The following is a 12,733-nucleotide window of genomic DNA, read 5'->3' as shown; positions in this document are numbered from 1 at the left end:
CTTTTGACCCATCCTCCTGAAAGGCCCCTTCATGAAAACCCAGTAAAGCCAAGGAATTATTTGAAGGGGCCTTTCAGTAAAAATTAGTTTTTGTGTTTTACTAGAGGCTTATGAGACAGCCTCTTTCTTACGCTTATACTCTCTATTTATTTTTTTGAAATTCCTTCTTCACTTTTTCCAGCAATTCAGGGTTTGTCAGGATATCGTACCCTGTCAATGCCATGGCTTTCGCCCCTAAAATCATGGCCTCACGCCCTTGTTCGCTCATGGCTGCTTCTCTGAATTCATGGGTATGACAAGCATAGAATTCCGAACAAATTTGAATATATGGATGAATCGAAGGCACGACTTGGCTAACATTTCCCATATCCAATGAACCATGGTCTCCCTCATCATCATAAATTTCTTTGGGATTAACGCCCAGGGCGATTAAGTTACCCGTAAAAGCCCTAGAAAGCTCTTCGTTTGTTACCATATCATCATAAGAAAACTCATAGTTAGACACTTCCAGGCGCGCTCCAGTCGCTAAAGCCGCCGCTTCTGCGCATGCCTTCACCTTTTTCGCCACTTCATTAACATAGCTGCGGCTGCCAGCCCGAACATAAAATTGGGCGATGGCATAATCCGGGACAATATTAGCAGCTTTTCCACCTTCAGGTATGATTCCATGGATGCGAACATCTGATTTCACATGCTGTCTTAAGGCGTTTATACCATTAAAAGTTTGAATGACCGCATCCAATGCGTTAATCCCTTCATGAGGAGCAGCCGCAGCATGAGCAGCTTTACCGAAAAATTCAAATTGAATGGCATCCATGGCAAGGGACGTTCCACTTCGTTGATGACAATAATAAGGATGGACCATTAAAGCAACATCTAAATGATCCAATACACCCGTTTCTGCCATTGTCACCTTTCCGCCGCGCGTTTCTTCTGCTGGTGTTCCGTATACATATACTTTCCCCCCGCATTCATGCACAACGCTGCTTAGACCGATTCCTGCAGCAATCCCCATCGTGCCGATCAAATTATGTCCACATGCATGCCCCAAGTCAGGAAGAGCATCATACTCTGCCATAAATCCTATAGAAGGACCTGGTTTCCCGCTGTCATACACAGCCGTAAAAGCTGTCGGCAGCCCGCATGTACCAACTGTAATCGAAAATCCGTGTTTCTCCAGTGTTTCTGTTAAAACTTTGCATGCCTTTACTTCCTCATGGCCAAGCTCTGGATTTTCTCCTATAAATTTGCTGATTTCATAAAACTCTTGCTGAAGTTCATTAATTTTTAAAGAAATGATTTCTTTCATGTTCACGTCCCCTTTTCTAAGCAGTTACTTCCATTGTATCGAGCCAAAAGCGGAAAAGCCATAGGTTTATCCCGCATTAACAGGCAGCCCCCCCCACTGATGGAAGTTTCCTTTATATGAACCTTGTAAACGATTTGTAACATAAATAGAAACATAATGAAACATATTTGTTATATTAAACTGTTATTGTATATTTAAGAGTTTATTAAAAGGGGATTACAATCTTGAAAAAGTTTATTATATCAATGAGTACGGCTATTTTATTATCTTTCGGAGTGTCAAGTGCGGCGTCAGCCAATACATATCAAGTAAAAAACGGAGATACATTATGGAGTATCTCGAAAAAACATAACGTTACAGTGAATCAAATTAAAAGCTGGAACAAACTTTCTTCAGACCGTATTGTTCCTAAACAAATCCTGCATGTTTCCGCCCAAAAAACGGCAGCAAAAACAGCAGCAGCCCAAGCGAAACCAGCAGCAAAAGTACAAGGCGTTACTTTTACAAAAGAACTGACAGTAACTGCAACTGCATATACCGCTGATTGCAAAGGCTGCACCGGCATTACTGCAACTGGTTTAAATTTAAAGAAAAACCCGAACGCAAAAGCCATTTCGGTTGATCCTAAAGTCATTCCTTTAGGTACGAAAGTGTATGTAGAAGGTTACGGATACGCTGTTGCGGCAGATAAAGGAAGTGCCGTGAAAGGCAATAAAATCGACGTGTTTTTCTCATCAAAACAAAAAGCTCTGCAATGGGGCGTCAAAAAAATTAAAATCAAAATTGTCAAATAAGTACTAAATCGGCCGGCATACGAACCATGCCGGTCGATTTATTACCCAAAAAGAACCCACTCCCAAAAATCTTGTATTTTGGGAGTGGGTTCTTTTTGCAGAAAATTTTAATACATCTCCTATTTAAAAATATCTGCAATTAATTGTTTGTATTGAATACGAAGAACATCAATCTTTTCATTTTTTGGGCGTTTTCCTGTCGCTTCATAAACGGATTCATGATACCATTTTTGTTTTTCTCTTCCTCGGTTGAATTTCTCCCATACCTCTTCTCCGTTCTGTTGCCAATCAAAGAATAGCGTACGCAAATTATGTATTTTATCAGCTAACGTAATGACAAGTGTATCTTCATTCGCTTGTTTCAATGATTCAATCGTATGTGTTTTTCGTTCTTCCCAAGTTAATGTCTTGTCTGGTTCACTCACGGATAAAACAAGTGATGCAACGCTCTCTCCAAACTCATATTCAATGTCATCAAGTTCCGTATTTGTATCTTCTACCGTATCATGCAAAATTCCGGCCGCTATGACTTCTTCATCACAACCAATACTTTGCAAAAGAAAGCCGACAGAAACTGGATGAACAATATACGGAATATTTGTCCCCTTTCGGTATTGCCCCTCATGTGCAACAACAGCAAATTGAATCGCTTTATCGATCAACCCTTCCACACTCCTTTTCTCTTCGTATTTGTATTTTACCGCAAAAAATAATGAAGAAGAAAACAAGCTGAAATGGAACCCAATTGTTATTTCATAGATGACGAAAACTCCCACGACCTATTTTTAGGCTATGCAGCAGCCGCTTTCCGCCTTAAACAGCAATTGAATGATTTGAATATCACCGTAAATAAGGAACATCCGTTATTTGCCCACCTTATAATCCAAACTTTACACCACAGTTGTTTCTTATGATTCAAAAGTAACGGAACATGAATGTTTTTTATCCACGCTCCGTTATTTAGTCAAATGATTCCTTGTCCGAAAGATGGCGCCCCCTTATAAAATACTCTTCTTTTTGTTACCCCTCTCGCTACCGCTTCAGCGGAACAAGAAGCGTTCACCAAAATAAAGCTTGCTTCATCTCCGTTTTTCGGCCAAAGCTGGTGTCCTTCATCATCAAGCGAAAGTTTTCCTCCTGTCACAAAGATAAGTGATTTGGCCAGCAAACGTTCGCTGATCCAATTGAATCTCTCAGCCAATCTCCTTGCTTTCTCCAGCATGTCCCCCGTTCCAATCGGGAACCAATGGTCAGTAATACTGTCATTCCCTAAAGAAACCTGTATTCCATTTTCATAAAGAAGAGGAATCGGCGGGCCGGGCAAATCAATAGGAACAGCTGACGTCAAATCCATTTTCATTTCTTGAAAGAGATGGATCATTTCAGCCAGTTCCTTTTCGGGAATATCCCCTAATGCATAGCCGTGACTAATGGTAATTTTCCCTTCCAACCCTGCTTCTTTTCCTAACGCTGCCAATCTCTTCATTGTATATATACCAAGATGCCCACGATCATGGAGATGCAAATCAATGCCCGCGTCGAATTGCATCGCAATATCGACCATTGTATGCAGAGATTTCTCAATATCTTCATCAAACGTCGCTGGATCGACTCCCCCTACAAGATGAGCTCCGTTTCTCATCGCCTCTTTCATCAGCTCTGCACTATTGCTGCGCAGCAGTCCATGCTGTGGAAACGCGACGATTTCTCCGGAGAATTTGTCTGCGTAATTTTCGAGCGCACGTTTAGTCGCTTCAAGATTATGAAGCTCACTAACGGGTTCAATGTTACAATGCGTACGTACTTTTACCGCCCCATTTTCCCCTAGCAATGTAAGAATCTTTTCAGCTCTTTCTTGTGTGACTTCACGTAATTGCGGAAGTAATTTTTGCTCTTCCCTTACTCGTTTAAAACGATTCCCGATTGTAGGGGCTTTCCACTCTCCTCCAAAATATGTTTTGTCCAGATGTATATGCTTTTCTTCAAATGCAGGGAGAGCAAGTAATCCTTCTCCATCTATCACATTCGCTTCAAAGGGGAGCGGGACAGAGGCTGGTTGTATTTGCTCAAATTTTCCTTCTGCTACCAAAAGATGATACAGCTCCGTTTTCGTTGCGGTAATTTCTCCATCTTCATATTCATACCCTGTTTCCAGCCTTACATTTTTAATCCATTGACTCAACTCGAATCACTCCTTCCATTTACCTCCATCATATCTGATTATGAAGGGTATTAGTATCGAAAAAATGCCTGTCACTACCTGAAATATACAGGTGGCGGCAGACACATGGTCATACGCTTAACAGCATATTTTCTTCCTGTTCCAATAATTTAAGCGCGGTTTTGCGAATAAGTTCAGGGAGAACATGGAACGTATATGGTTTATATACTCTTTCAGTCCACTTATGTCCGTCTTTTCCGTAAACCCCCATGTTTACGGATGGAATATTCAAATCACGGATTCCTTTAATCGGCACGGGGTAAATCGATTCCCATTCAGGAAAATTATTGATTAATGAGCGAATTTCTTCATCCGTTTCATGCAGGGAAAGGAAACTGCCATCCGCTAAATACGGGAAGAATTTCTTCAAAGCAAATTGTTCACCCGTTTGCCGCTCCGCTTCTGCCAATACTTCTTTAATGGATTGAAGAAGTTTTGCATCCCGCTCATTTTCTTCATTTAAATAGTTATGAGGCAAATAAGGAGGAGCAAAGAAAATAATGACCCTTGGCTTTTTATCTGGATCGAGATTTTGCAGAGACTCTACGATTTGAAAACAAAGCTTTCTAGGCTCCATATGCCGATTGTCTTGCTGTACTTTTTTAGCCGTCTCCACAGCAGAAATCCCTTTATTCTCCAGTTCTGCTATAAAATCCGCCAAACTAGTAACCTCCATGTACCATGAAAGTTCCTTTCCAGGTAAACCGGTGCGTTTTAAAAATTCCTGATACTGCTTTAATAAGTGAAATTCCGCATCTGCACACGCTTCTCTTGTAATTTCCGTTAACTTATCCATCACTTCTTTAGCAGTTGATTCATAAAGAAAATAGTTGAAATATAAATAGCTGCTTGTCGCTGTCTGCACCGTATAAAATTCTTTATTGTCACGCTGCTGCAAACATGTTGGCGGAAGCGTTAATTCTCCTTCAATATTTTCTGCCAAATCCAAATTATTGTGGATGCGGCGTGTAATTTCTGCCGCGATGAAATTCGGATCGAGACTTGAAAGCGTATTACCGACATGAGACTCACGCCCATATATATAAAAGCTTGGAAGAATCTTACCTGCTGCCCCTGTATAAATATATCGGTGAGAATCTCCCTCATAGAGAGGCGTAATGAAATCATCATTGATAGCGGATACATAATTCAATCCGTGCTTCTCTTTTAACCTTTTCAATTCTGAAATGGCAGAAACGATGCCTTTATGCTGGCTTTCTTCGTCAGGATTGAGCATCAATAGAACATTACCTGTAAGCCCTTCCAAATTTTCAGTAAAGTACAATATATTCGCTATATGGACGGCTGCTCCGCTTTTCATATCAACAGATCCTCTTCCAAACAGCCAATCTCCTGATTGGGCATCTGCTTGTGCGTCCTGATCCAGCTCATATGTGGAAAAAAATGCTTCTAACACATCAGGATTTAATGCTTTCGACTTTAAATGACCGAAATCTTCGATTCCTACCGTATCAATATGAGAATGGAAAATGACGGTCTTACTGGATGCCTTTTTCCCTTTTACTAAAGCAAAGACATTTTTTCTTCCAGCTGGATCATTCGGTACAGCTTGTTCCCATACAAACTGTGGATTTTGTTGAAAATAAGGAAAGCTTTGAAGCACTTCTTTAATAGAATTGGCTATTTCCCCTTCTCCTTCCGTTCCATTAATGCTTTTGATTCCTACTAAATAACGCGTCAAAAACTCAGCCTGTTCAGGTATGTCCATTGTCCGAAGTTGTTGATACATCTCCATCATTCCCCACCCTCTTTTTTCCGTATAGCGGAAGTATTTTCTATTTTCATTTCTAATTAAAATATAATCCATTCAGAAATTTTTGTCATCCTTTTTTATGGCTGCTTTTTCAAAACAGCCATAAAAAAAGGAGACATGGTTGTTTAACCATATCTCCTTTTTAAATAAAATTAGAACTTCCCTATTCTCATAGATATTTCTTCGGCCGCTTGTTTGACTTTTTCAATTAAGAGAGGAAGGCGCTCCTGCGTAAAACGAAAACTTGGAGCATTGATACTGACTGAGGCAAACACTTTATTTGCGTAGCCAAAGACGGGTGCAGATACGGAAACGGTCCCTTCAGTCCGTTCGCCTTCACTAATGGCATATCCGGCTTCTTTAATCTCAGACATCTGCATTTGCACCGATTCCCGTTCATTTCCTGTTAAACCCAGCTTTCGAAGTATTTGTTCTCTTTCTTCTTCTTTTAAATAAGCCAAAATCGCTTTATTGGGCGCCCCTACATTTAAAGGACCCCGAGTGCCCACAGTCTCAGCTATTCGGACCTTTAATGGGCTGTCCACGATTTCAATCGTAATGCCATAGGTTCCGTCTTGAATGTTTAAGTAAATACTTTCTTCTACATCCAAAGCCAAATTTTCCATTACCGGACGAGCCGCTGTTCGAAAATCGATGCTGTCAAGAACTCGCAGCCCTATCTCCATCCAAATATATCCTGCTTTATAATGCTTTGTGCTCGGATTTTGCATCACAAGCCCATGGTCCATTAACGAACTCAGTAAGCGATGCATCGTACTTAACGGTAATTCTGTCCGTTCTGCTAACTCTGTGATGGACCAATCCATTTTATGCGGATCAGAGACTAAAATTTTAATGATATGCATGGCACGGTCGATTGATTGAACCATTTGTTTTTCTCCTATACCCGAAAAATAGTTATTGAATAATTATACTATTTATTTTCGAATATATACAACCATGGTTCCATTCTTTTCCCTATTACTCAGCCTTTTTCATGGAAGAGTCCGGTGTGGATGATCCCTTCCTTTTGTAAATGCGCTGAAAATAATCCTCCGTTACGGCTTTAACTTCTTTATTCAAGAATAAAAGCGCGATAACGTTCGGTACAACCAATAAAAAACCCCTCGTTTTCTTAGTCCGAGAAAACGAGGGGTTCCATTTTTTTTCGAAATTCTAATCCTTTATCTTTACTGCTACAGCCTCTTGGACTGATTGATACAGCAGATGGAATTCTTCTGATGTCAGCGGCTTACTGAACAAATAACCTTGTGCTTCATCACAATTTCGTTTCATTAAGAAATCCAATTGTTCTGCTGTCTCTACACCCTCCGCTATGACTTTTAGTTTCATGTTACGAGCCATTGCAATGATGGTAGAGCAAATCTCTGCGCTTTCTGATTCCTTTCCCTTAATATCACTAATAAAAGATCGGTCAATTTTTAAAGTATCGATTGGAAACTCTTTAAGATAGTTCAGTGAAGAATAACCTGTGCCAAAATCGTCCATTGCAATGTTAATGCCGATACTTTTAAGCTCATTAAGTTTTGTAATAACATATTCTTCATTATGCATGGCAATGCTTTCCGTAATTTCCAGTTCCAAATATTTGGGATCGAGTCCTGTTTCCTTCAAGATTTGAGTGACGTTCTCTACTAAATTTTTTTGTTGGAACTGACGCGCTGACAGGTTAACTGAAACTGTAATGGGTAAATGGCCTTTTTCACGCCATTGCATATTCTGTTCACAAGCTTTTCGCAAAATCCATTGGCCCATTTGTACAATTAAACCTGTTTCTTCAGCGATTGGAATAAAGTCAGCCGGAGATATCATTCCCAGTTCTGGATGCTTCCAGCGTACAAGTGCCTCACTTCCTACAATGTTGCCTGTTTTCAAGTCAATTTGTGGTTGATAGCACAACATTAACTCATCATATTCAAGTGCTTTCCTTAACCCTTTTTCCATCTGAACTCTTTTCAAAATAGACTGATTCATTTCAGGTGTAAAGAACTGAAAATTATTGCGTCCTTGTTCCTTAGCCCGATACATCGCTATATCAGCATTCTTCACAAGGGTTTCCGCATCCTGTCCATCTTCGGGATAAAAGCTAATACCTATACTTGGAGTCACAAATAGCTCATTCCCTTCAAAAATAAATGGTTCAGACAACTCTTCAAGAATTTTTTGGGCTTTTTGACCAGCAAATTCAGCGTTGCAATTCGTGAACAGTAATACAAACTCATCTCCCCCTACCCGGGAAACTACGTCACGCTCTGCCATGTTCTCTAAAATTCGCCCAGCGACGGCCTTTAGTAAATAATCACCGATGGAATGTCCAAACATATCGTTGATCAGCTTGAATCGATCCAAATCAAGGAACATAACGGTAATCGGTTGTTTATTGATCTCCGAAAAAGCCAACTCCCGATTGAAGCTGCGATTAAACGACCTCACATTAGGCAGCCCCGTTAAAAAGTCATGGTTTGCTTGATATTCAATTTCTGCATTTTTCTGCTCCAGTTCCTCTGTATAACTCTTTAAATTAAGGGACATCGTATTGACTTGCTGAGACAACACACCAAGCTCGTCATTTCGGTCAATTGCCAATTGTGCACCAAAATTTCCCTTTGCTATGTCACTTACTTTATTCAAGATTCGATTAACAGGCCGAACAATATAGACAGCTAAAAAATAGCTCATGCAAATCACTAGAAGGAGGATAAGGACAGATATTATCACATTATTGAATAACTGCTTCTTCAACACACTTTTGATGACCTCATAATCTGACACGACACCAATAACGTAAGGTTTCTCATCAGGGATAGGGATGAAGCTTTTCAATACTTTCTTATCCTCTATTTCCACTTCAAAGCTAACTGATTTTCCCGTCTTCGCTGCTTTGTTTACAGCAGCCACGTCCTTCTTTTTATCTTGATAGGAATACTGACCGAACGAAACCTCTTTGTTCACGTAATCAATATATTTCTGACCATCGGTTTCCGTATAGATCGGCGGCTTTCCAAACCTTTCAGGATTAAACCCTGTAATCTCTAAAATGACGCCCTGTTTCTCCAGAGCCTTTCTTACAATCGCTTCAGGCCCTACCTTATGCTGAAAGTCTATGATTTGATTATCCCTTGCATATGGATTAATAATATAGTTCGTCGTCCCATCATGATAATATCCCCACTTGTCTACATAGTCCGGGTCAGTATAGGATGTATTCAATGGTCCCGCCCAATAATTCGGAAGCTTTTGCCCTTCGGGAATGGTGACATTTTTATCTTTCAGAAGCTGCTGAAATGCAACAAACCAATATCCCCAATCCTTTGTACTCATTCCTATTTCCTTTGGGTCTGAAGATTTAGTTCCTTTTATATCATCTCCTATCTCCTGTAATAAAGTAATGTAAGAAACTCCAACCTTTTCCGCTACTTCTTTTAGTTGAGCATCTGTCACTTTCTCGGCATCCGGATCAAGTGCGTATTGAGCCGCAACAGCTGCTGTACGTAAATTTTCGCCAACTAGATCTTCAGCATACTTAGTACTGTACTGAGAATGTTCAATAGCTATTCCAACCACTTTTCCCAGCAATTCCATTTGTTCTTCCTGGTCTTTCCTTAGTAAATCCTCTGTAAAAATATAGTATAATACATTATTTAACACGAGAATTACTGTAACAACCAAAGCGATTATGTAGGATAATTTTTTTTTTAGTGACAACGTCCCATTCCACCTTAACTATATGGCTTTATAAGGACCAGAGTATTCAAAGTAGTTTTTCTCTGTTTCCCATAGACCGATTTTAGATAATCCCGACAAATGAGGCGAGAGCATTTCCCATATTACCTTGACCATATTGTCGGAAGTAGGATTGAGATTCTTGAATTCTTCCGTATCAAGGTTGAGGTGTTTATGATCAAACTTCTCTATAACGATTTTATTAACAATCTCATCTAATTCGGCGAGATTAATAACCATTCCTGTTACCTCATCCGGCTCCCCCGATACAGATACTTCAAGATAATAATTGTGACCATGCCCATAAGGGTTGTTACATTTGCCGAACAATGTTTTATTTTCTTCATCGCTTAACTGTTCGCTATGCAAGCGATGCGCTGAACAAAAATGATACTTTCTTGCTAACGTAACCATTGAATTTCTCCTCTTCTCCGAATATAGTGTGCTATTCTCATATAATCGAATTTTATATAATTCACAATCTGGCAGCTTTCCTTCCAAACGTCCCCATATATAACCGACCATATTTTCCGTTGTCGGTATTCGTTCATGAAAATAAGGGTGTTCATAATTGAGGAATTTACTATCAAACTCCTTTTCAATCAAATCTTTTACAACCTTATTAATTTCAGTTGTATTAATGACGATACCGGACTCTTCATTTATATGTCCCCTTACCATCACTTCCAATGTATAATCATGGCCATGGCCATTCGGGTTGCTGCATAAACCAAAAACCCTCTTGTTTTCCTCTTCGCTCCACCCTTCTTTCCGGTACAAATGAGCTGCAGAAAAATAGATTTTCCGAGATAAATAAATCATTTGTTCCCCTCCTTTTAAACTGTTAATTTAAATGATATATCCCCTCTCCCGCATTAACACCCATGTCAAGACTTGAGAGAAATCAAAGACATCTAAGGGATAAAGAAAAACTCCCACTGATGTAAGTTTCCTTTATAAAACTCCTTTTGGTGGAGTAAGGATCAGTTCATCGATCCGAACACTTAATGGAGTAGACGCAATAAAAGAAACGATACGGCCAACTTCCTTCACATCCAACATATCTTCAGGTGAGAAGGCATCTACGCCTTTCCATAAATCTGTATAGGTGGCACCTAAAAGAATGTTCGTTGTTAAAACTTTGTGTGGGTACCACTCTTCCGCCAACGTTTCTCCTAAACCGTTTAATGCATGCTTAGAAGCCGTATAAATTGCATTTTGAGGCAGAGGTTTTTTTGTTGTAATAGAAGAAATATTTATAATCCGTCCACCTTGTTCCTTCAATAAGGGGAATGCTTTTTGTGTACAAGAAAAAATACCAAATACATTTGTTTGAAAGAGGGAATCCCATTCATTCGAATCAGCATTTTCGAATGGTCCAGGGGAGCTGATTCCTGCATTATTAACTAATACATCTAATTTTCCATGTTTTTCATCAAGCATTTCAAACACTTTATGTATATCTTTTTCACATGTAAGATCTAGTTGCAGCGGAATAAGGATATCTTCACTTATCTCTTGAACATTAGCTCGACTTGTGGCATAAGTGATAAACCCGCTTTGAGCAAGTTTACAACTAACTGCTTTGCCTATTCCTCGTAAACCACCCACTACAAGAGCCACTTTCTTCTCCATTCTACATCCTCCTTGAATCTCATCGTTTCCTCTATCAATCTAATTTTCATACCAATTATTTGAAAGCTGTTTACATTTAATAAAAGAGTCACTCCATCTCCCCAAAAAGAGCTCTTTTACTATTTAATATAATGTTCCTTTATTCTATTTTTCGGTATATGCTCATCATATATAAGGCCCATTTTGTTTTCGTTCGGTTTTCAGTTATAAAGAACTAGTATTATTCAAATTTTTACCATGATTGATAGCTATTATTTTTACAAACTTATTTCTATATACATAAGCTCCTGTCATTCTGCATTTTTAATTACGGACCCGTCCCATGTAATAAAAATACATGAACCAACCCAATATGAGATTCTCTCTGTTCTACATATTAATTTACATAGTTGGGCTCTTGTATTTGCTCACTTTCCATTTTTCTGGTAGAATGAAAAACTGTGTGTGTTCGCCCAATATGAATAAATGAATAGATTACGTGATGATCCGGTTAAACACCGGCACTGATCTAACTTCGACAAAAACATAAGAGAAGGGAGTTTGGATAAAATGTCACTTAGCAGACTAAGAATGGAAGACGAGGAACAAAAAAGTCCGGTTGAATTAAAAAAGGACTTGGAGGACCTTGAGTTTCAGCTCTTTCGTATGCAGGACAATTTGAGAGAAATTGCTAAAGACGGCCAAGTCGTCGGAATTGAACAATCAAAAGAAGAGAAGTGGGTCATCGTTTCGGCAGTTGACGATGGAAATTTGTGCAAAATTATGCTGAATGACTGCGAAAAGGCCTATAAAGGAACGTGGGATTTTTCCATTCATGCCACTTACTCTGATGACAATCACATCCATATTGCAGATATAAAAGGACCTGCCAATAAAGGGTTCGGCTCTATTTGCATGAAATATTTAAAAGAGATTGCCAGAGAACAAAATATTCCTTACATTACAGGTGACATTGCCGAAAGAGATTGGAATCATGTCAACCGTCTCATTCACTTTTATGAAAAACATCATTTTTACGTAACGGTTGATCAAGAAACAAAATCTGGTGAAATTAAATGGAATGATTTATATCAGTAAGGCACAAGACAGCTTCCATGTCTTGTACATGCTTACTATGTCTTTACTTCATCGGAGTCATTCGATTTGATTTCTATTCCATCAGAAGATTCCTCACCTATTAGGTCATGAGTTCTCTCCTTTATAACTCTTCGTTGGCAACCATTGCTTCCTTTTGTAAAATGAATATAAGTGAACTA

General features: G+C 39.2%; 10 protein-coding genes and 1 pseudogene. 3 read left to right on the top strand and 8 right to left on the bottom strand.

Going from position 1 to position 12,733, the window contains the following annotated elements; all coding sequences use genetic code 11:
* Positions 1-142: 142 nt before the first annotated feature.
* Positions 143-1,309 (bottom strand): M20 family metallopeptidase, encoded by a 1,167-nt coding sequence (locus BK575_RS02570; protein ID WP_078408765.1) that lies wholly within the window; start codon positions 1,307-1,309, stop codon positions 143-145.
* A gap of 224 nt (positions 1,310-1,533) precedes the next feature.
* Between BK575_RS02570 and BK575_RS02565 the strand changes: the two genes are divergently transcribed.
* Positions 1,534-2,103 (top strand): 3D domain-containing protein, encoded by a 570-nt coding sequence (locus BK575_RS02565; protein WP_078408764.1) that lies wholly within the window; start codon positions 1,534-1,536, stop codon positions 2,101-2,103.
* A gap of 119 nt (positions 2,104-2,222) precedes the next feature.
* Here the strand turns inward: BK575_RS02565 and BK575_RS02560 are convergent, their stop codons facing one another.
* Positions 2,223-2,774, bottom strand: coding sequence for an HD domain-containing protein (locus BK575_RS02560; RefSeq protein WP_235867289.1), 552 nt, complete (start codon positions 2,772-2,774; stop codon positions 2,223-2,225).
* A gap of 48 nt (positions 2,775-2,822) precedes the next feature.
* On the opposite strand from BK575_RS02560, the pseudogene BK575_RS28905 reads away from it, so the two are divergent.
* Positions 2,823-2,981, top strand: a pseudogene (locus BK575_RS28905) (D-serine ammonia-lyase); the annotation flags it as partial.
* Positions 2,982-3,067: 86 nt separating this feature from the next.
* Here BK575_RS28905 and BK575_RS02550 read toward each other — a convergent pair.
* The 6 genes from BK575_RS02550 to BK575_RS02525 all read right to left on the bottom strand — a co-directional run bounded on the left by BK575_RS02550 (position 3,068) and on the right by BK575_RS02525 (position 11,477).
* The gene (locus tag BK575_RS02550; RefSeq protein WP_078408762.1) at positions 3,068-4,285 is read right to left on the bottom strand and encodes an amidohydrolase; all 1,218 of its coding nucleotides are present in this window, start codon (positions 4,283-4,285) and stop codon (positions 3,068-3,070) included.
* A gap of 109 nt (positions 4,286-4,394) precedes the next feature.
* A complete protein-coding gene (locus tag BK575_RS02545; RefSeq protein WP_078414609.1) occupies positions 4,395-6,074 on the bottom strand; it encodes a M20/M25/M40 family metallo-hydrolase in 1,680 nt (559 codons plus the stop codon).
* A gap of 176 nt (positions 6,075-6,250) precedes the next feature.
* Positions 6,251-6,988 carry an IclR family transcriptional regulator gene (locus BK575_RS02540; RefSeq protein ID WP_078408761.1) on the bottom strand — a complete coding sequence of 246 codons (738 nt, stop codon included), beginning with the start codon at positions 6,986-6,988 and terminating at the stop codon, positions 6,251-6,253.
* 286 nt (positions 6,989-7,274) lie between these two features.
* Complete coding sequence (locus BK575_RS02535) at positions 7,275-9,824, bottom strand: EAL domain-containing protein (protein WP_078408760.1); 2,550 nt, start codon at positions 9,822-9,824, stop codon at positions 7,275-7,277.
* An 18-nt stretch (positions 9,825-9,842) separates the two neighbouring features.
* On the bottom strand, positions 9,843-10,664 hold the full coding sequence (locus BK575_RS02530) for a 6-carboxytetrahydropterin synthase (RefSeq protein ID WP_078408759.1): 822 nt from the start codon (positions 10,662-10,664) through the stop codon (positions 9,843-9,845).
* A 132-nt stretch (positions 10,665-10,796) separates the two neighbouring features.
* Positions 10,797-11,477: an SDR family oxidoreductase gene (locus BK575_RS02525; protein WP_078408758.1), complete on the bottom strand. Its 681-nt coding sequence runs from the start codon at positions 11,475-11,477 to the stop codon at positions 10,797-10,799.
* Positions 11,478-12,026: 549 nt separating this feature from the next.
* Here BK575_RS02525 and BK575_RS02520 point away from each other — a divergent pair.
* Positions 12,027-12,554, top strand: a complete 528-nt coding sequence (locus BK575_RS02520) for a GNAT family N-acetyltransferase (protein WP_407984332.1) — start codon at positions 12,027-12,029, stop codon at positions 12,552-12,554.
* Positions 12,555-12,733: the final 179 nt, after the last annotated feature.

Source organism: Priestia abyssalis (assembly GCF_002019595.1).
In the GTDB taxonomy this organism is placed as follows: Bacteria; Bacillota; Bacilli; order Bacillales; family Bacillaceae_H; genus Bacillus_BA; species Bacillus_BA abyssalis.
This window is presented reverse-complemented; position numbering and strand designations above follow the sequence as displayed.